This is a genomic window from Pseudomonas sp. FBF18, from assembly GCF_024261405.1.
Lineage (GTDB): Bacteria > Pseudomonadota > Gammaproteobacteria > Pseudomonadales > Pseudomonadaceae > Aquipseudomonas > Aquipseudomonas palmensis.
This window is the reverse complement of record NZ_QKRS01000002.1, coordinates 49078-68331: the sequence shown is the minus strand read 5'-3', so window position 1 is coordinate 68331 and position 19254 is coordinate 49078. Positions and strand designations below refer to the sequence as shown.

Here is a 19254-nt window from a genome sequence, read left to right as displayed (position 1 = left end):
AGATGAACCGCATCCCTACCTTCACCACCGCGCGCCTGCAGCTCACGCCCCTGCAATTGAGCGACGCTGCGGCGATCCAGCAACTGTTCCCGCAGTGGGAGGTGGTGCGTTATCTCGACAGCCGCGTGCCTTGGCCGTACCCGGACGACGGCGCACTGACGTATGTGCGCGACCTGGCGCTGCCCGCCATGGCGCGTGGCGAGGAATGGCACTGGATGATCCGCCTGGTGCAGAACCCGCTGCAGTGCATCGGCAGCGTGTCGCTGCACGATACCCCCGGTAACCACCGCGGTTTCTGGCTGGCGCCGCAGTGGCAAGGCAAGGGCTACATGCGCGAGGTGTGCGAGGTGATCAACCGCTTCTGGTTCGACACCTTGAATCGCCCGACCCTGCAGGTGCCCAAGGCCGTGAGCAACCTGGCGTCACGGCGCATATCGCTGCGCGAGGGCATGCACCTGCTGCACGTGCAGCCCGGCAATTTCGTCAGTGGGCCGATGCCCCAGGAAACCTGGGAGCTGACGCAGGATGAATGGCGCAAGCGCCGCGGCGACGCCAGCCCCGCAACGCAACCCGCTGGCGAGCTGGAAGCCACCCTGCACTACCTGGAGCAACGCCTGCTGCAGCAGGACGTACGCAGCAACACGGCCTTGCTGTCGACGCTGCTGGCCGATGACTTCATGGAGATTGGCGCCAGCGGCAAGGCCTGGCACAAGGCGGATGTGCTCTCCAGCCTGCCCGTCCAGGCATTCAGGGTGCGCACGATCAGCGATTTTCAGGTACGCCCCCTGGCGCCGGACGTTGCGCTGGTGACCTATACCTGCCACAGCGACACCGCGTCGCTGCGCAGCTCGGTATGGCGCAGGCTCGATGGCCATTGGCAGATGACCTTTCATCAAGGCACCCCGGCCGCGTAATGCTGCAAACGGTGCGGCCCCACCCGCGCCGTTTGCCTGCGGCGCCCATGCGCGGCATCATCTGCCGCCCCTGTACAGCGAGCCACCTCGATGACCGATTACCGCGGGCTGATGCTCGAAGACACCCGGCAAGGCGCCAGCGACGCTGCGCTTGCACAGCTGGAGGCCAGCCTTGGCGCGCCCCTGCCGGCTGACTACCGTGAATTTCTCACGACCTGCAACGGCGCCTACCTCGAGTACGACGTGGCGGTCACCCTGGCCAGCGGCGAACGCGAGTTGATGAGCTTCTCGCTGTACGGGCTGGACCTGGACGGCGAATGGGAGTCGAACCCCTACGAGCTGGAACGCGCACGCCAGCGCCCCGGCTACCCTGCCCACGGCCTGCTGCCGATCGGGCGTGACGGCGGCGCCAGCCTGTTGCTGCTGGACCTGCGCGAGGGGCGCCAGCAGGTGGCCGCGATGGTCGCCGCCCTGCCCGCCTGGACCGGCCGCCGCCAGCAAGGCGACGAATACGTGGTGCTGGCCGAAAGCTTCAACGACTACCTGGCCCTGCTGCATGTGGCCGAAGAGACCATCGTCAACCATATCGACAGCTTCATCATCAGCCAGGACAGTGTGCAGGCCACCCTCGCCTGGCTCGATTCCGGCAGCCGCGGCTGGCGCGAACGCCACCGTGAGCGCTGGAACGCGCGGGTAAGCGACTGGCCAATATGACTCCCAGGGAAACACCGCAATGAAGCTGACCAGTCAGATCCGCCCCTACGACAACCAATGGCCCGAGCGCTACCTGGCCGCCAGGGCAGGCATCGCCCAGGGTTTTGGCAGTGAACTGATCGACATCCATCATGTGGGCAGCACGGGCGTACCCGGCCTTGCCGCCAAGCCGGAGATCGACGTGCTGGTGGTGGTCCAGGCGCATCGGGAAACCGCAGCACGCCACGCCCACATGCAGGCTCTGGGGTACGTGCGTGGCTCCGACCTGTCGCCGGGCCACCACTTCTACCGTCGCGATGTCGACGGTATCCGTACCCACAAGGTGCACGTGTGTGCCCAGGGCCATCCACAGATTGCCTGGATGCTGCGCTTTCGCGACCTGCTGCGCAGCGATGACGACCTTCGCCAGCGCTACCAGGCGTTGAAGCTTGAGCTTGAAGCAACCAATCGTGACGGTATCGGCGAGTACCTGGCCGGCAAGGCGCCATTCATCGAGGCCGCGATGCGTGGCCAGGTGCCGTCGCAGGGCGGCGTCTAACGGGCATATCCGCAATCAGTGGCTATGCTTTGCGCGTGATCCACGCACGTTGCGTCATGCGTTGTTCCGCTCATTCAGCCATTACATGGAATGCAGGCTTATGAAATCGATTCGCTCCCTCGCCCACGCCGTTGCCCTCGCCTCACTCATGACCACTGCCAGCTTTGCGGCCCACGCCGCCGAACTGCCGCTGGGCAGCGAAGCGCTGCAAGACCACATCAGCACCCAGGTGCTGGCCGTGGACCCGGGCAACTTCCGGGTCACGATCGAAGGCCCGAACAACAGCCAGGTGCCCATCCAGCTGACCGACCAGGCCAAGGACCTGCACAACCTGAAGGTGGGCGACAAGGTCGACATCACGGTGACCCGTGCCGTGGCCTATGTGCTCAACACCAGTGAGGGCGGCGCGCCGAAGGTCACCGACGAGACCGGCACCGTGCGCGCCACCAAGGACAACCCCAACCCGGGCGGCGAAGCTTTCCGCCAGGTGCGCGTCACCTCCAAGATCACCGCCATCGACCTCGACGCCCATGAAGTGACCCTGCTGCCGCCCCAGGGCAAGGTGAAGGTGGTGAAGGTCGAGGACCCTGAACTGCAGGCGCGCATGAAGAACCTCAAGGTCGGCCAGACGGTCGACGTGGTGTACACCGAAGTGCTGACCGTGAAAACCTCGCGCCCGTGAGGTATGCTCGCCGAGTCGACTGACTCGAACGGCTCTGGCGCGCCGTTCCCGGCCGGATTTCCCCGGCCAGGAACGCACCGCCCACCACCCGATGGCCAGCCGCGCCTGCCACGGGTATTCCATTGGAACACCCCCCTTTTTCACGTCGCTTGACCGTTGCACAGGGGAACCGGGATGAACGCAAAAACAGTGCCTGGCCGCTTGTCATGGGGCCTGCCCTGCCTGCTTGCATTCGCCCTGCTGCTGACCGGCGGCTGCGCCGGCAAGACGGCCGCCAATCGTTATGCCGCCCAGGGTTCCAACTGCTACGCAAAGGCGGTGCCCAGCGCTGGCGAAGGCGGCCTGGCCTGGGGCTCGACCCTGGGCCAGGCCCGCAAGAAATCCATGGACAACTGCATGCGCTACGCCAGCCGCTCCGGTGGCACGCCCAGGACCTGCCAGGTGGTACTGGCCCAGTGCAAGGGCCAGTAACGCATCGGCAAGGCGAACCTGTTTGAACGGAGTGTGTGATTGAACAAGCGAATCGTGGTAATTGGCGCAGGTATCGTCGGTGCGTCCCTGGCGTATCACCTGGCCGGCAAAGGCGCACAGGTGACGGTACTGGATGCTGGCGATGTGGCGTGCGGGGTGACCGGACGCTCGTTCGCCTGGATCAACACCTCCCACAGCGCCGCCGACCCCATCGCGGCGCTGCGCGGTGCCGCCATCGAGCAATACCGACGCCTGGAGTCGGAGCTGCCGGGCCTGGCCATTCGCTGGTCAGGCGCCCTGACCTACGGTGTGCAGGCGCCCAGCCCCTCTGCCACCCTGGTGAGTCGCGAGCGCATCCGCGAGCTGGAGCCGAACCTGCGCCACCCGCCGCTACAGGCCAGCCATGCGCCCGATGAAGGCGCGCTGGACGCGGTAAAGGCCACCCATGCCCTGCTCGCCGGCGCCCGAGCGAAGGGCGCAACGGTACTCACTCACACGCAGGTGGTGGCCCTTGCAACCCATGGCACCAGGGTCACGGGTGTGCAGACAGCGGCAGGCATCATCGAGACGGACATGGTGGTGCTGGCTGCGGGAACCGGCACTGCAGCGCTAACCGAGGCTATCGGCCTGCCGCTGCCCATTTTGGCCTCGCCGGCGATATTCATCCGCTACGCCGCACCTTCGGGCCTGGTGCGCAGCATTTTGTCCAGCCCGGACATGGAGGTGCGCCAGGCTGACGACGGTACCCTGCTGGCAGCGGAGGATTACCTGGACGACGCACCGCAAAACCAGCCCGCAGCCCTGGCGCTGCGCACCGCCAAGGTCATCCGGAACGAGCTCGATGGCGTCACAGCTCTGCAGACGCAGCAGGCCTGCATCGGGCTCAGGCCGATGCCTGCCGATGGCATTCCGATCATCGGCCCGCTGCCCTCGGTTGCCGGGGTCTACGTGTGCACCATGCACCCCGGCGTGGTGCTGGCGGCTGTGGTCGGCCAACTGGCCAGCGAGGAGATCATGCAGGGCAAGACGTCGCCGGCCCTGGCACCTTGCCGCCCGGAGCGGTTTTTCAAGGACGGCGCCCCATTGCACCACGCCTTCACTGCTAGGCTGGATTGATACCCACTGCCCAGGTCAGCCCCATGCCCTACTCCCCCGCCGCATTGCAGATGCTCGAACAGCTCGGCATACCGTTGAACGCGGTGATCGAGCGCCATCTGCAGGAGTTCGTCGAAGCCAGCCTGCTGCAGTGGGCCGAGACCGGCCAGGACAACCGAAAGCACGAACTGATCGCCGTGGCCGCTCAGGCCTGGCGCCAGTTGAAAGCGGCTGCCGGTGCCGAGGGCGTGGCGCTTTACCTGGTGTCGGCCTTCAGAAGCGTCGAACGGCAGAAGAGCATCATCCAGCGCAAGCTGGACAAGGGGCAGAGCATCGAGCAGATCCTTGCGGTCTCGGCCCCGCCGTTCTTCAGCGAGCATCACACCGGGCGTGCCGTCGACATAGGCACCCCCGGCTGCACCGACCTGGAGCCCGAATTCGAAGCGACACCGGCATTCAGATGGTTGACCCGCAACGCAGCGACCTATGGCTTCGAGCTGTCGTACCCGCCCGACAATGGCGCAGGCTACGTGTATGAGCCCTGGCACTGGCGCCATGTAGCCAGCTGATTCAGGCGGGCTGAGACGCCGCCGCCCGCGCAACCAGGCGCCGGTGGGCCCACACAGCTACCAGCAGCACCAGGGCACCGGCCACCAGCGCCACACCGAAGCCGGCCCGGGCACCGCTGCCATCCACCACCTGCCCCGATACCGCCGCCCCCACGGCCACACCGATGTTCAAGCCGGCCAGCAGCCAGGTCATGCCCTCGGTCAGACGGTGTTCGGGCACCAGCCGCTCGACCAGGGTCATGGCCACGATCAAGGTCGGCGCAAAGAACAGCCCCGCCACCAGCACCGCCACACCCAGGCCCGGCAGGCTGGCGACCAGCAACAGCGGCAGGGTCGTGGCAGCGGTTGCCAGCCCACCCAGCAACAGCAGGCGCGGCAAGGGCACCTGCAGCTTGAGCGCACCGAACAGCAGCCCCGCAACGCACGACCCCACGGCATAGGCCGACAGCACCAGGCTGGCCGCCGCCGGCTGGCCGCGTTGCTCGGCAAAGGCCACGCTGACGATATCCACGGTGCCGACGATCATGCCCATCGCCACCATCAGCAGGGTCAGCAGGCGCACGTTGGCCAGGCGGATCACCGAGCCCGAACGATCCCCGGCAGCTTCCCGGGGCTGGATCGGCGGCTCGGTACTGCGCTGGATGACCAGTGCGAACACACCCAGCACCAGCAACAGTGCGGCCGCAAGCAGGCCCGCCTGGGGCAGTACCACCACCGCCAGGCCCACCGACAGCGGCGGCCCGGCAATGAAGCTGACCTCATCGAACACCGTCTCCAGCGAATACGCCGCTTGCAGCTGCGGCTGGCCACGGTACAGGGCCGTCCAGCGCGCACGCACCATCGCCGACACGCTCGGCATGCACCCTGCCAGCACCGCCCCGATGAACAGCGCCCAGTCGCCAGCCCGTTGCCAGGTGCTGGCCAGCACCAGCAGCAGCCCAAGGAGGCTGATGGCGGTGGCCGCAGGCAATACGCGGCGTTGCCCGAGGCGATCCACCAGGCGCGATACCTGTGGCGACAACAGCGCATAGCTCAGCACGAAGACCGCCGCCACTGCCCCGGCCAGTGCATAGCTGCCACGCAATTGCGACAGCAAGGTGATGATGCCGATGCCTGTCATCGGCAGTGCGGTACGCGCCAGCAGCCCGGCCAGGGCAAAGCCCAGGGCACCCGGCGCGGCAAAAAGGTCTCGATAAGGGTTGGCCATCTGATGCTCCAGGGCGGTGAATTGGCCGCTGACACGGCGGCGCGACAAGTTACATACGGCATGTATGTATAAAAAGCGTATATTCATACGCACCGAATGTAAATAATCATACGCACCGTATGTAAGGAGACATGCCCATGGCTCGCCGCACCCGTGCCGAAATGGAAGAAACCCGCGCCACCTTGCTCGCCACCGCCCGCAGCGTGTTCAGCGAACGCGGCTATGCCGATACCTCGATGGATGACCTGACCGCCCAGGCCGGGCTGACCCGCGGCGCGTTGTATCACCACTTCGGCGACAAGCAGGGGCTGCTGGCGGCCGTGGTGGCGTCGATCGACGCCGAGATGGATGCACGCCTGCAGGCGCTCTCCGACACTGCCCAGACGCCCTGGGAAGGCTTTCGCCAGCGGTGCCGGGCGTATCTGGAAATGGCGCTGGAGCCGGATTACCAGCGCATCGTGCTGCGCGATGCCCCAGCCGTGCTGGGGGGCACCTCGACGGACGCGCAACGCCATTGCATCGCGTCGATCCAGGCACTGCTGGAACGGTTGATCGAACAAGGCGTGGTGGCCGAGGCCGACCCGCAGGCCCTGGCCTCGCTGGTCTACGGCAGCCTGGCCGAGGCTGCGGTGTGGATCGCCCAGGGTGATGACGGCGATGCGCGACTGGCGCGCAGCACCGGCGCACTGGAACTGCTGCTGCGCGGGCTGCTGGCCAAACCATAGGGCATCAAGGCCACGCGAGGGTGGCCCGATTGGGGTGACAGCGGCGCACTAGGCCCACTGCAGGTTGAACACCATGAAGTTCAGCACCACCCACACCACCAGCGCCAGGTGAGTGAGCTGCAGGCCCTCCTGGCGTATCCAGTAGCCGAACCACAGCCCCCCGAGCAGCATGGCGAAAAGAAAGCCCAGGGCTGCGCTAAGCGCCAGGTTCAACCAGGGCCGGGCTGCGTCCAGGCCGCTGCCCAGCAGCAGGTGGTAGCAGCCCGCCCAGGCGGCCAGCACCGCCCCCGCCTGCAGCAGCACGACGACCATCAATGCCGCCCTGTGCACAGCGGGCGAGTGGATGGCCCGCGAGCACAGGGGCAGGTCGATCGCCGGTGCCTGGCGCAGGGGCGCCATCGACAGCGTGCCCCCGACGGCCGCCGCCGAACTGGCAAAGGCCTGCAGGTTGTTGACCAGGGCGATGCTCAACCACAGGGTGAACCCTGCGGCCAGTACCATCTGAAACATCAGCAGTGAAGTTGCAGTATCCACGAAGCGGTCCTCATCAGTTGTTCAGGGTGTTTGCGCTAAGCGTCCTGCCGGTAGGCGCGCGCCAGGCCAGGGCCTTGTACAGGTCCACGGCGTTGCCATAGGAGGCGGCCTGTGCCCGCGCGATGTCCTGGCGCAGACGCAACAGGTCGCGCTGGCTGTCCTTGACCGCCAGGTAGCTGCCCGAACCTGCGCCATAGCGCTGCTGGGCGATGGCGAACGCCGCCTCGCCATGCCGCGCCGCCTGCACCAGGCCGAGCAGGTGGCGCTGGTGCTCGGCCAACTGCGTGACTGCGCCCTCCACCTCTTCCACCGCCACCAGCAGCACCTGATCGAAGTGCGCCGCCTCGCCCTGGGCCAGCGCCTGGGTACCGCGCAGGCGCGCCCGCACCGAGCCCAGGTTGAACGCTGGCCAGGTCAGGCCGGGCGTCAGCTCGAACGCCCGCGCCGCACTGCCCAGGTCGCCGTCACGCAAGGCAAAGAAGCCGATGAACCCACCCAGGTTCAAACGTGGGTACAGGTCGGCAGTGGCAGCGCCCACATCCTGCACACGGGCAGCCAGCAGCCGTTCGGCCTGGACCACATCGGGCCGGTTGCGGATCAGCTGATCCACATCCCCCAGTGGCAGCTGGCGCGCCAATGGCATCGGCGGCACGTCACCCAGCGCGATGGCGAAGCTGCCGGGGCGCTGGCCTGTGAGCACCTGCAGCCGGTACAGGCGCCGCTGCAACTGGCTGCGCAGTGGCGCCACAGTCGATTGCGCCAGCAGCAGGTTGCTCTGCGCGCTCTCCAGCGCTTCGGGCAGGCCGGCGCCGGCGTGCAACTGCGCCTGGGTCAACTGCACGGTCTCCTGCCAGCTGCGCACCGCCTCTTCGGCCAGCAGCCCTTGCTGGCGTAGCCCCTGGGCCTCGAAGTAGGCCTGGGCCACCTGGGCCGCGATGCTCAACTGCACCTGTTCCAGGTCGGCCGCGGAGGCCTGCGCACGGGATTGGGCGGCGCGCTCCAGGTGATCGAGGCGGCCGAACAGGTCAAGCTCCCACTGCAGGTCCAGCCCCGCCCGCCACGATTCGGACAGGCTGCGGGCCGGCGGCTGCCCCTGCCTGGCCTGCTGCGCCAGGCTGCGCTGGTAGCTCGCGCTGCTGGTCACCGTCGGCAGGCGCTCCAGCGCCTGTTCATCCACATGGGCACGGGCCAGCAGCAGGCTGGCATGCGCCTGCTCGATGGCGTGGTTGTGGGCCAGGGCGGTTGCGATCAGGCGTTCCAGCTGCGGGTCGTCGAAAAAGGTCCACCAGGCTGACGTCGGCTGCACCGGCGTCGCAGCGAAGGCCTGCGCCTGCGGGCTGACCACATGAATGGGCGCCACCTCGGGGGCGTGATACTGCGGCCCGACGCTGCAGGCACCCTGCAACGCCACGGCGCCCAGCAACAGCGGATAACGGCTGAACACCTTCATGGCCTTGCCTCCCTGTGCCCAAGCGCAAGGCCCTGCTCGGCCTCCTCCAGTTGCTGCTTGCGCGGGCTGTGCACGCGATGATCACGGGCCAGCCAGGCATACACCGTGGGCAGCACGAACAAGGTGAACAGCGTGCCTATCAACATGCCGCAGACAATGACCACACCCAGGCCGAAACGGCTGTTGGCACCGGCGCCGCTGGCGAACAGCAGCGGCATGACGCCGAAGGTCATCGCGGCGGTGGTCATCAGTACCGGGCGCAGGCGAATCTGCGCGGCGCGGATGATCGCCCCGGCACGGTCGAGGTTCTCGCGCAGCTGGATCTCGTTGGCGAACTCGACCATCAGAATGCCGTGCTTGCTGATCAGCCCGATCAGGGTCACCAGCCCGATCTGCGTGTAGATGTTGAGGGTGGCCCAGCCCAGTGCGAGCGGCAACAGTGCGCCGCAGATCGACAGCGGCACGGTGACCAGGATGATCAGCGGGTCCACCAGGCTTTCGTACTGGGCCGCGAGCACCAGGTAGATGACCACCATCGCGGCGAGAAACGCCAGCACCAGCGCATTGCCTTCCTGCACGTACTGGCGCGACTCGGACTGCCAGTCATGGCTGAACTCCGGCGGCAGTTCGCTGGCCAGTTGCTGCAGAAACGCCACCGCCTGCCCCTGGGAAACCCCCGGTGCCGGGATGGCCTGCAGCGTGCTCGCATTCTGCTGGTCGAACTGCAGCAGCCGGTTGGGCTCGACCGTCATCTGCAGCCGCACCACGGCAGACAACGGCACCAGTTGCCCCGCTTCGCTGCGCACATACTGGCGCTCTAGCGCCTGGGGCGTCAGGCGCTGATCCTGGGTGCTCTGCGGGATCACGTCATACGAGCGGCCATACAGCGCGAAGCGGTTGATGTACTGCTCGCCCACCAGCACGGCCAGGGAGTCGCCGAGGGCCTGCATGCCGATGCCCAGGCTGGCGGCCTTGGCGCGGTCGACCGTCACCTTGACCACCGGGTTGTTGTAGTCCAGGTCGCTGTCCACCACCGCGAACAGGCCGCTGTCGCGGGCACGCTGCTTGAGGGTTTCCATGGTCTGGTACAGCACCGGGTAGTCCTGCGCGCTGCGCAGCACCATCTGCACCGGCAGGCCACCGCTGGAGCCTGGCAGCGAGGCCACCTGGAAGGCAAAGATGCTGCTGCCCTCCACTTCGCTCACGGCCTGCTGCAGGTCGGCCTGGACCTGATCGGCCGAGCGCTCGCGGGCCTGCCACAGGCTGAGGTTGATGCCGCCGAAGCTGCTGGCCGGCCCGTCGGTGCCGTTGATGATCCAGGTGTCGGTGGTTTCCGGCAGGCTGTGCATCACCTGGTCGAGCTTGCTGGCGAAGCGCTCGGCATAGTCGAGGCTGGCGTACTGCGGCGACTTGATGGCGGTGAGCACGGCGGCCTGGTCCTCGGGTGGCGCCAGCTCGCGTTGCGGCTGCAGGTACAGCCACGGCAGGCTCAGGCACACCAGCAAGGCGACGCCGCCGCTGACCCAGCGACGCGACAGCGAGTGCGCCAGTGCCCGCCCGTAGGCGCTGGCCAGCCCGCCGAACACCTTCTCGGCAAGCCTGGCCATGCGCCCCTCCTGCTGGCCGGGCTTGAGCAGCAGCGAGCTCATCACCGGCGACAGGGTCAGGGCCACCACCCCCGAGACGATCACCGCCCCGGCCAGGGTCAGGGCGAACTCGCGAAACAGCGTGCCGGTGAGCCCGCCGATCAGGCCGATGGGGGCATACACGGCGGCCAGCGTGAGGGTCATGGCGATCACCGGCCCGGCGATCTCGCGGGCACCGACCAGCGCGGCGGCCACCGGCGTCTGGCCCTCCTCGATATGGCGGTGCACGTTCTCCACCACCACGATCGCGTCGTCCACCACCAGCCCGATGGCCAGCACCATCGCCAGCAGGGTCAGCAGGTTGAGGCTGAAGCCGAACGCCAGCATCAGCCCGGCCGCGCCGAGCATCGACAGCGGGATCGCCAGCACCGGGATGGCCACGCTGCGCAACGAGCCCAGGCACAGCCAGATCACCAGCACCACGATCACGATCGCCTCGACCAGCGTGTGCAGCACTTCCTGGATCGAGGCCTCGATAAAGCGTGCAGTCTCGTAGGCCAGCGCCACGTTGACCCCTGGCGGCAGGGTCTGCTGGATCTGCGGCAGCAGCTTGCGAATGCCGTCGACGATCACCAGTGGGTTGCCCGCAGGCGTCGGGAACAGGCCCAGGTGCACCGCCGGGCGGCCATCCATGGTGGCGCTGGTCTGGGTGGCCGCGGCGCCCAGTTCGACCGTGCCCACATCGCGCAGGCGCACCAGCGCCGTGCCGTCATTGCGAATCACCAGGTCGCGAAAGGCCTCGACACTGGTCAGGTCGGTATCGATGCGTATGTCGGCCAGCACGAACTGGCCGCGTACCTGCCCGGGCGTGGCCTGGTAGTTGTTGCTGCGCACGGCATCGGCCACCTCGGCGGCGGTCACGCCGCGCCCGGCCATGCGTTCGCTGTCCAGCCACAGGCGCATGGCCAGGGTCTGGCCACCGAAGGTCTGGATCTTGGCCACGCCGTCGATGCCGGAAAGCTGCGGCTCGACCACCCGCGACAGGTAGTCGCTGAGTTCGGGAATCGACAGCGTGTCGCTGGCAAAGCCCACATAGGCCACGGCGGTGGAATCCCCGGCCGACAGCTCCACCACCGGGTCGTAGGCCTTGTCCGGCAGGCGGTAGCGCACCTGGTTGACCTTGGCCATGGTCTCGCTCAGCGCCTGGGTCGAGTCGCGGTTCAGCTCCATGCGCAGGGTCACCAAGCTGCGGCCCTGCACCGACGACGAAGACAGGTAGTCGATGCCTTCCACCGACGACACCGCCTGGGTGATCGGCTGGGTCACGAAGCCCTGCATCAGTTCGGCCGATGCACCCGGGTATTCGGTGCTGACGGTAATGGTGGCGGTTTCCAGCAACGGATACTGGCGGATGGGCAGCTTGCCCAGGGCGAACAGGCCGGCCAGCACGATCAGGCTGCTGACCACCAGGGCCAGCACCGGGCGACGCACAAAACTGTCGGTGAACCTCATGAGGCGTCGCCCCCGTCGGCGTTGTGCAGCGTGTCATTGGCCACCTGCTCCACCCGCATGCCGTCACTGAGCTTGAGCTGGCCCGAGACCACCACGCGGTCGCCCGCCTTGAGCCCGGAGGTGACTTCCACCTGGCCCTTCCAGCGCTCGCCGGTGGTCACCTGCACGCGGTGCACGCTCAGGCCGCGTTCCGGGTCGTGGTTGGCAATGAACACGGTCTGGCCGTAGGCGGTGTAGGTGATGGCGGTTTCCGGCACGGCCATCACCCGGGTCGGCTGCGCCGCCGCGAGCTGCACGCTGGCGTACATGCCGGCCTGCAACTGCCCGTCCGGGTTGGCCAGGGTGGCCTGCACCCATACTGCGCGCGCCTTGCCCACCATCGGGTCGATGGCGTTGATGCGCGCCGCAAAGGTCTTTTGCGGCAGTGCATCCACCGCCAGGGCGGCGGTCTGCCCCACCTGCAAGCCCGGGGCGGCATGCTCGGCCAGCGAGAAGTTCACCCGCAGTTGCGTGGCGTCCACCAGGCTGGCCACGGCGTCACCGTCATTCAGGTACTGGCCTTGATGCACGCGGCGGATGCCCAGCTTGCCGGCAAAGGGGGCCCGGATCGCCTTCTGCGCAATCCGTGCATCGACCTGCTGCAGTTCGCCCTCGGCCATCTGCACGGCGGCGGTGGCGTTGTCGAGTTGCTCCTGGGTAGTGACATTGGCGGTGCGCAGCTTGCCGATGCGCTGATGCAGGGTGCGGGCATTGCGCAGCTGTGCGCTCAGGCGCACCCGGTCGGCCTGCTCGGGGGCATCGTTGAGCTGCACCAGCAGTTGCCCGGCCTTGACCCTTTGCCCCGACTCGAAGGCGATGCGCGTGATGCGCCCGGTGGTTTCCGCGGCCACCTGCACCTGGTGGGCGGCTTCCAGCTCGCCGGCGGCGAAGGTCTGGCGGGGCGCCTCACGCGAGGTGACGGTGGCCAGCGCGACCTTGGTCACCGGCCACGCCGCAGTGGCGTGCGCCGTCGAGTCCTTTCTGGTCAGCAGCATGACGACGGCCAGCACGCACACAACAGCGGCGCCCCCTCCCAACAGCATCCTCTTGCCCATCTTTGCTCCGCTCATCGGTGTGGTGTGTTCGCTGCACAGCGCATCCCGTGCCGACGGCTGGCATCGGCACGGCAAAGCGGTTGCAGGAAAGATCGGGCCGGACTATAAAACCTCAACTTAACTTGAGGTCAACACACGTGGCGGCAGAAAAGACGATGGATGGTGCGCGCTCGCTCACCATCGGCGAGGTGGCCAGACGCAGTGGCGTGCCGATTTCCACCTTGCACTTCTACGAGTCCAAGGGGTTGATCGCCAGCACGCGCAATGCCGGCAACCAGCGGCGATTTCCGGCGTTGGTGCTGCGCAGCATCGCGATCATCAAGGTGGCGCAGCGCACCGGGATTCCGCTGGAAGAGATCAAGCATGCGATGAGCCGCTACCCGCCCAACAGCAAATTGACGGCGGCGCAGTGGGGTGAGATGTCATCGGCCTGGCGCGAGAACCTGAATGCGCGCATCCGGACGCTGGAGGCATTGAGGGATAGCCTGGACAACTGCATCGGTTGTGGCTGCCTGTCGCTGGATGATTGCCCGTTGCGCAACCCGGGGGATGCGCTGGGGCAGGATGGACCGGGGCCGAGGATTCTGGAAGGGGCTGCCGAGGGTTAGGCGCGAGGGTTGCGGGTGGTCTGGCTGATGCACCGTGCACGCAGGTTCTGCGACCGCTTCGCGCTCGTTCGCCAGCAATGCTGGCTCCTACAGCGCTGGGGCTTCTGCCCGAAGGGCGTAGGAGCGGGCCTTGCCCCGCGAACTGGCGCGCAGCGCCAGCAAAACCTGCGAACGCGATCTGGCTGATGCATCGCGCACGATCGTCGGCCAGCAGCAGCCCACCTGCACGCATGTGGTTGAGCTACCGCTTGAGCCCAGCCAGGTCAGTAAGGCACGTTGATCTGCAACTGCTGGATCTGTACCGAATGCGGGTGGATCAGGTGGGTCAACACGCGTCGCTCCTTGACCGCGGATTTTTCCGCGTAGTCGGCGAACCGGTCATTGCTGACGATGTAGGCGGCCTGGTCGAACTCGGCAGCGGCCAGCAGGGCCTCGTCCGCTTTCACATCCCGGGGCATCACCACCACCTTGGCCCCGGGGAACAGCGCCTGAAGCCCGGCATGGTTGCTCGACACCCGTGCATAGATGCCCGGGTCGAAGATCACCGTCACCTTGTACCCCTGGCACAGGACCGGCACCAAGGCAATCAGTGCGCCAAGCCCGATGAAGGTGCCCTTGCCGTTCTCCGAAGGCAGGTAGCACAGGTTGTTGCCATCGAGGATGAGCGTTTCGATGTGGTTTTCCATCAGCCGTGTGATGTCGCGCAGGCGTTCCTGGATTTTCTCGATATCCCGCTCGAGCTTGCGCCGCTTGGCATTCAACCCGCTCAGTACCATGCCCGGCTTGCTGTTTTCGAAGAAGCTCTCGCATTCTTGATGTATGAGCGCTTTTTCCCTGCCGCTCGACGCATTCGAGAGCGCCCATTCAAACCCTTGCGCCTTGGCGATGTCGTTGTCGATCTGCTGCAGTTGGCGCTGCTGGCGTTCCCATTGGCGCGACACGTCGCCGGCCATGGCTTCCCATTTTTCGCTGGCACTGCGGGTATGCTCGATCAACTGGTACAGGTGCGCCAGTTCCTCGTTCAAGCCGGTGATGGTGGCCGTTGCTTCCAGCGGATTGAACTGGCGATACCGGCGCAAGTTCGCCGCCAGCCGGCGCTCTTCGGGCTCATGGCTGGCCAGCTCGGCCTGGGCCTCCTTGCGCGACAGCTCAAGCATCGCAAGGCGCTTGTCCAGTTCACTGGCCTGGTGCTGCGCCACCTTCTGCTCGGTGGAGCGCCACAGGCCCGACAGCCAGCCACCGGCCACGCCCTGGCAGGCCTGCTTGCTCTGGTTGGTGCTCTGCAGGGTGGCGCTGAGCTGATTGAGCCGTTGCTTGATATCCAGGGTGATGCGGTTGCGCTGGGCCAGTTGAGCGCTGGCGTGCTCGCAGTCGAATGCGTCGTACCACTGCATGTCGAGGGTCAACTTCTGGATATCCAGGTTGATCGATGCGGTCTTCTGGGTCAGGGCGACCACCCGGGCCGCGTGTTCATTCCTATACATGATCGTTCCTTGTAATCGACAGGCCAGGGTTACACGGGGTCTTGCGCATTGCGCTGCCCGCTGCGGTAGGCCGCCCTGCCCGCCCATTGCAATGCCAGTACGGTAACGGCACCGGCAGCAACGCAGATGGCATTGGTCAGCAGAAATTCGAGCGGCGAGATCGTGGTGTTCATGCCAGCCCCCTTTCACCCAGGCGTACGCCGCAGTGGCCGCAGAACCGGCTCGATGCCTCAACCGCTGTACCGCAGGCGGGGCACATCTTGGCAACCAGCATTTTCTGGCGCATATGGCCGATCTGGATAACGCAGGGCACAGTTACCCGGTAGGCCGGGCTGGCCAGGTCGAACGCGGTCCACAGACCCGTGATGGCCCAGCCGACCGGGCCTGCGAGCACGGCCAGCCCCCTGCCCAGGCCCGCACTACCTGCCAGCATCACGCCACGTCCCACCAGGCTGCTCATGGTCGCGCTGGCCACTACCGCGGCCAGGCGGTAGGAGGTCAGCCCGGAGGCGCTGAGGCTGGCGATCAAGCTTGCCAGTGCAGTGGGCCCCATGCCCGGCCGGTAACCCGCCCCGACCGATTCGAAGAAGGTCTTCTTGTCGTCTTCGCTCATGCGCCCCACCGACTGCTCGACCACCTTGGCGATGATCGCCATCTCCATACTGGCGCAGTCTCCGAGGCCGCTCTTGGCAACCCCGACGTGAGAAGCCACGTCGGTGAGCAGTTCCTTGTAGGGCACGCCGCTGCCACCGCGAAACACGTTCATCAGCGAGTTGCCGCCAAAGCGCGTGAGTTCCTCGACCACCAGGCCGCGATCAAGGTCGGTGATCTCACGCTCCTTGGCAGCGCTCAACTGGCGGCAGACCGAGGACGACAACGAGATGCGTCCCTTGCCGCTGTCGGTGATCACATCGATGAGCAGCCCGATATCGTCGCTGCTCGCGCTCATCATTACGTCTGCCAGGTCGGCATCTTGAATCATTGACATGGGGGGTTCCTTTGATGACCAGGGGTCAGTCGATGATGGTCGGGGCATGCGGGGTGCTGCGGCTGACGAAGGCCCCCGCAATGGCTGTCAGCCAGGCCCGGGGCTGGTCGGAGCGCACCTGGCGCAGCATCAGTGCGTCCAGTTTCAGGCAACTGCGCCGGCGCCATTCGTCACGGGCATTGACACGGCTGACTTCGGGCGACGCACCCACGCCGATGGGACGCACGTCGGGATGCACCTTGCATTCTCGCAGCACCTTCTCGACCGGGTTGCCCTGCTCGAGCTTGCCTTCGCTCTGCAGCTTGACTGCTGCTGCCAGGTAATCGCGGCTGCCACCCACCGCCTGCCCCAGCGCCAGCCAGTCTTGCGGGCGCATCAGCAGGAACGCAGGGGGTACCCCCAGTGCATCGGCAATGCGGCTGAGCGTGTGCAGGTCCGGGTTGGGGTCGAGCTGTTCGCGGGGTGACTTCAATGCCCTCAGCGTGCTGCGAGCGATGCCGGTTTCGCGTTGAATACAGGCGGCAGTGACAGGGCCTGGCCGGCCGTCCTCGCGCTGCTTGCCACCGATGGCAAGTATCGCGCTGAGGTTGTCACTGAAGTGCGCTCCCAAACTTTTCGGTGGTACGGAGACAGGACTGTTCATGGGGGCCTCTTGCGTGTGGCGATGACGGCAAGACTATCCATGGCAATGTGCCATATCAACCGCAAACGGAGCGACAGCGCTCCATCAATCGACCCGAATGGAGCGCAGTCACTCCATATAACCAAGCCCCGCTGCGGCCAGTTTCGCCACCTCAAGGGTGCCGCCCGGCGGTTGATGGTCTTCGAGCAGCCAGCTGACCGACAGGCCCGTCCACGCAAGTACCCACTGCAACAACCGGCGACGTTCCATGCCGCTGGCCTTGGCGACGATCTCGACCCGGTGCGCGAAGCGCCCCGGTACCAGCGCCTGCTCACCATCGGGATTGCAGAAAATGTTCGCGTAATCGAAGCCCCGCTCGCCATACAGCCCCTTGGGGTCGATGGCGAGCCAGCCGGCTGCGCCGAAATCGAGCACGTTGCCGTGGTGGATGTCGCCATGCAGTACCCCCACATCGCGCGGCGCAGCCAGCAGTTCGCGGGCGGTGCTGGCGCAGTGCTGCAGAAGACCGCCGTGCCTGTCGGCCCCGTGCCACAACCCCTCGAACCACTGCTCCAGTGGCACCAGGGCGGGCATGGGCGTGGCGCGCGGTGCGTGCAGGCGGGCGGCAACCGCGCAAAGAATGCGCGTGGCCTGCTCGTCGTGCCCGTCCTTGACCATCTGCGTCAGTGCATCCGTACCTTGCGCGCGCACCATAAGAAGGGCTTGGCCGTCGTGAGCCAGTACCGGCGCTGCCCCCTCGCCCTGCCACCACGCCATGAGCAGGCTGCCCGCCTGTTCTTCGGCAACGTGCGAAATCTTCAGCATGGCTGGCCTGCCCTGCTGGCGCACCGGCAGCAGGGTGCCGTTCAGCGAGTCGAACGGCTCGCCATCGACAGTCAGTTGCCAGCGCTTGAGATAGTCGTCAAACATGCCGTGGCCTGGGTAGCGAGGCGATCATCTGCTCAAAGGCCTCCAGCGCATAGCGCCCTTCCAGGCGCTGCAACGTGGGCAACTGCGCGGGCAAACCGAATTGCACCCTGCCGGGCAGTACCTGCTCGATGGCGCCGTACCAGTTCAGTACTGCTTCCTGCAGGCGCACGTGCAGCTCGAACCTGCTGCGCCGACGCGTGCTGTCGGCCCGGGCCCGCTCCCGTGCCAGCTGCGGGTCGATGCGCGCAACCAGGTAGGCGTCGGCAAAGCCGATGCGCCCTTGCGCGAAGGTCTGGCGGGTGGCGTCCAGTTCCACCTGCCAGTCGCGCTCACTGGCCTCGCCGATCTGCCACAGGCTCCAGATGTAATGCAGCTTGAGCGGGTCGCTGTCGCATACGGCCCGCGAACGGCGCTGCTCCATGGCCAGCGCCGCCTGCCAGCGATCGACGTTGCGTTCGGCCCAGAACGCAGCCGCCCCGAACGGATCTGCCGCGCGATCGGGCTCGTTCTCAAAACGCCCGTTTTCGGCAATCAACTGTTGCTCGGCGTGACTTGTGCACCAGGTGGTCTTGCCACTGGCGCTGATACCTTCGACTACCACAATCATTGCAACTGCCACTCCGTTGAACAGGGCTTGCTGCAAAGCCCAAAACCGGCCGACATCATACAAGCCGCCGAGCGTGTGCAATACACAGGTGCGTGCACCACCCCATCTGCAGGATAAGAAGAACTGATAAGGCATGAGGCCTAATCATTGGATCTGATAAGGCTCACCGTTCAAGAATGCGCACCTGTTCTGCTCCCCCTGCCTTCTGGAGAAATACATGTCGTTTGTCGTGCCTGTTCTTGACCCGCAGATTGCAGAGATAGCACCTGGGTTCCGTGCCATGAGCATCTGCGTCAAAGCCACGCCGATCACCCGGCCCGAGGTGGCGACCAAGGCCCTGACGCAGGCCTGTGAGGCGGTCACGGCCGGCGCCCCGGACTGGGCAGAGGCGCACCTTGCGGCATGGGCACACACCTTCCGGCTGTTCGGCGCCAAGCCGCAGCGCACGCCGTGCTCGGCCGAGGCACTGCGCAAGCGCGTGCTGCGCGACGCCGTGCTGCCGAGCATCGACCCCATTGTCGACCTGTACAACGCCATCAGCCTCAGGTTCGCCGTGCCGGTCGGCGGCGAGAATTTCGCTGCCTACATAGGTGTGCCGCGTTTGACCGTTGCCACCGGTACGGAGCTGTTCGACACCATCAAGGACGGCAGCGCCGCCAACGAATCGCCCGACAAGGGTGAAGTGATCTGGCGCGACGACCTGGGTGTGACGTGTCGGCGCTGGAACTGGCGCCAGGGAACCCGAACGCGCCTGGACGCCGATGCAGAACAGATGTGGTTCATCCTCGAAAGCCTGCCTCCAATGCCCCTGGAGGCACTGCAAGCCGCGGCTGACGAACTGGGCACCGGGCTTTTGCAGATGATGCCGGGTGCCACGATCGACCGGCAGTTGATCGAACTCTACTGAGTTGTGCGCGCCGAGGG

At 66.3% G+C, this 19254-nt stretch carries 22 protein-coding genes and 1 pseudogene; 12 read left to right on the top strand and 11 right to left on the bottom strand.

Features of this window, described 5'->3' with window-relative positions; all coding sequences use genetic code 11:
* Positions 1-2: 2 nt before the first annotated feature.
* The 8 genes and pseudogenes from DN387_RS04175 to DN387_RS04140 all read left to right on the top strand — a co-directional run.
* Positions 3-533, top strand: a pseudogene (locus DN387_RS04175) (GNAT family N-acetyltransferase); the annotation flags it as partial.
* Positions 516-914 carry a DUF4440 domain-containing protein gene (locus DN387_RS04170; protein ID WP_260328920.1) on the top strand — a complete coding sequence of 133 codons (399 nt, stop codon included), beginning with the start codon at positions 516-518 and terminating at the stop codon, positions 912-914. The pseudogene DN387_RS04175 and the gene DN387_RS04170, both read left to right, overlap by 18 nt.
* Before the next feature lie 90 nt (positions 915-1004).
* Positions 1005-1628, top strand: a complete 624-nt coding sequence (locus tag DN387_RS04165) for an SMI1/KNR4 family protein (RefSeq protein ID WP_054914615.1) — start codon at positions 1005-1007, stop codon at positions 1626-1628.
* 19 nt (positions 1629-1647) lie between these two features.
* Complete coding sequence (locus DN387_RS04160) at positions 1648-2166, top strand: GrpB family protein (RefSeq protein WP_054914616.1); 519 nt, start codon at positions 1648-1650, stop codon at positions 2164-2166.
* A gap of 100 nt (positions 2167-2266) precedes the next feature.
* The gene (locus DN387_RS04155) at positions 2267-2848 is read left to right on the top strand and encodes a hypothetical protein (protein WP_054914617.1); all 582 of its coding nucleotides are present in this window, start codon (positions 2267-2269) and stop codon (positions 2846-2848) included.
* Positions 2849-3022: 174 nt separating this feature from the next.
* Positions 3023-3319 (top strand): hypothetical protein, encoded by a 297-nt coding sequence (locus DN387_RS04150; protein ID WP_043861384.1) that lies wholly within the window; start codon positions 3023-3025, stop codon positions 3317-3319.
* Positions 3320-3358: 39 nt separating this feature from the next.
* The gene (locus DN387_RS04145) at positions 3359-4435 is read left to right on the top strand and encodes an FAD-binding oxidoreductase (protein ID WP_054914618.1); all 1077 of its coding nucleotides are present in this window, start codon (positions 3359-3361) and stop codon (positions 4433-4435) included.
* 23 nt (positions 4436-4458) lie between these two features.
* Positions 4459-4983, top strand: a complete 525-nt coding sequence (locus tag DN387_RS04140; protein ID WP_043861386.1) for a D-alanyl-D-alanine carboxypeptidase family protein — start codon at positions 4459-4461, stop codon at positions 4981-4983.
* Between the two features lies 1 nt (position 4984).
* Here the strand turns inward: DN387_RS04140 and DN387_RS04135 are convergent, their stop codons facing one another.
* Positions 4985-6190 (bottom strand): MFS transporter, encoded by a 1206-nt coding sequence (locus DN387_RS04135; protein ID WP_054914661.1) that lies wholly within the window; start codon positions 6188-6190, stop codon positions 4985-4987.
* Between the two features lie 137 nt (positions 6191-6327).
* On the opposite strand from DN387_RS04135, the gene DN387_RS04130 reads away from it, so the two are divergent.
* Positions 6328-6915 (top strand): TetR/AcrR family transcriptional regulator, encoded by a 588-nt coding sequence (locus DN387_RS04130; protein WP_054914619.1) that lies wholly within the window; start codon positions 6328-6330, stop codon positions 6913-6915.
* A gap of 48 nt (positions 6916-6963) precedes the next feature.
* Here the strand turns inward: DN387_RS04130 and DN387_RS04125 are convergent, their stop codons facing one another.
* Genes DN387_RS04125 through DN387_RS04110 form a run of 4 tightly spaced genes read right to left on the bottom strand, consistent with a single transcriptional unit; the run spans position 6964 to position 13031 of the window.
* Complete coding sequence (locus DN387_RS04125) at positions 6964-7449, bottom strand: DUF2165 family protein (RefSeq protein ID WP_054914620.1); 486 nt, start codon at positions 7447-7449, stop codon at positions 6964-6966.
* A gap of 13 nt (positions 7450-7462) precedes the next feature.
* On the bottom strand, positions 7463-8899 hold the full coding sequence (locus DN387_RS04120; protein WP_236171924.1) for an efflux transporter outer membrane subunit: 1437 nt from the start codon (positions 8897-8899) through the stop codon (positions 7463-7465).
* On the bottom strand, positions 8896-11997 hold the full coding sequence (locus DN387_RS04115; protein ID WP_043861391.1) for a MexW/MexI family multidrug efflux RND transporter permease subunit: 3102 nt from the start codon (positions 11995-11997) through the stop codon (positions 8896-8898). The genes DN387_RS04120 and DN387_RS04115 overlap by 4 nt, the downstream gene beginning before the upstream one ends.
* On the bottom strand, positions 11994-13031 hold the full coding sequence (locus tag DN387_RS04110; protein ID WP_276574350.1) for an efflux RND transporter periplasmic adaptor subunit: 1038 nt from the start codon (positions 13029-13031) through the stop codon (positions 11994-11996). Before DN387_RS04110 ends, DN387_RS04115 begins: the two co-directional genes overlap by 4 nt.
* Before the next feature lie 215 nt (positions 13032-13246).
* Between DN387_RS04110 and soxR the strand changes: the two genes are divergently transcribed.
* Positions 13247-13699 carry a redox-sensitive transcriptional activator SoxR gene (gene soxR / locus DN387_RS04105; RefSeq protein ID WP_054914623.1) on the top strand — a complete coding sequence of 151 codons (453 nt, stop codon included), beginning with the start codon at positions 13247-13249 and terminating at the stop codon, positions 13697-13699.
* Positions 13700-13829: 130 nt separating this feature from the next.
* Positions 13830-13979, top strand: a complete 150-nt coding sequence (locus tag DN387_RS04100) for a hypothetical protein (RefSeq protein ID WP_156326195.1) — start codon at positions 13830-13832, stop codon at positions 13977-13979.
* On the opposite strand, the gene DN387_RS04095 is transcribed toward DN387_RS04100, so the two are convergent.
* The 6 genes from DN387_RS04095 to DN387_RS04070 form a co-directional block, all read right to left on the bottom strand.
* Entirely contained in the window at positions 13963-15183 is a 1221-nt protein-coding gene (locus DN387_RS04095; protein WP_177332925.1) for a hypothetical protein, read from the bottom strand. The genes DN387_RS04100 and DN387_RS04095 overlap by 17 nt on opposite strands.
* 29 nt (positions 15184-15212) lie before the next feature.
* Positions 15213-15356, bottom strand: a complete 144-nt coding sequence (locus tag DN387_RS04090; RefSeq protein ID WP_167400193.1) for a hypothetical protein — start codon at positions 15354-15356, stop codon at positions 15213-15215.
* Positions 15353-16171 carry a zinc-ribbon domain-containing protein gene (locus tag DN387_RS04085; RefSeq protein ID WP_043861395.1) on the bottom strand — a complete coding sequence of 273 codons (819 nt, stop codon included), beginning with the start codon at positions 16169-16171 and terminating at the stop codon, positions 15353-15355. The genes DN387_RS04090 and DN387_RS04085 overlap by 4 nt, the downstream gene beginning before the upstream one ends.
* A 25-nt stretch (positions 16172-16196) precedes the next feature.
* Positions 16197-16814 carry a helix-turn-helix domain-containing protein gene (locus tag DN387_RS04080; protein WP_054914625.1) on the bottom strand — a complete coding sequence of 206 codons (618 nt, stop codon included), beginning with the start codon at positions 16812-16814 and terminating at the stop codon, positions 16197-16199.
* 108 nt (positions 16815-16922) lie between these two features.
* On the bottom strand, positions 16923-17723 hold the full coding sequence (locus tag DN387_RS04075; RefSeq protein WP_054914626.1) for an aminoglycoside phosphotransferase family protein: 801 nt from the start codon (positions 17721-17723) through the stop codon (positions 16923-16925).
* Positions 17716-18330, bottom strand: a complete 615-nt coding sequence (locus DN387_RS04070; protein WP_054914627.1) for a hypothetical protein — start codon at positions 18328-18330, stop codon at positions 17716-17718. The genes DN387_RS04075 and DN387_RS04070 overlap by 8 nt, the downstream gene beginning before the upstream one ends.
* Positions 18331-18547: 217 nt before the next feature.
* Here DN387_RS04070 and DN387_RS04065 point away from each other — a divergent pair, with 217 nt between their 5' ends.
* On the top strand, positions 18548-19237 hold the full coding sequence (locus DN387_RS04065) for a B3/4 domain-containing protein (protein WP_054914628.1): 690 nt from the start codon (positions 18548-18550) through the stop codon (positions 19235-19237).
* Positions 19238-19254 lie beyond the last annotated feature (17 nt).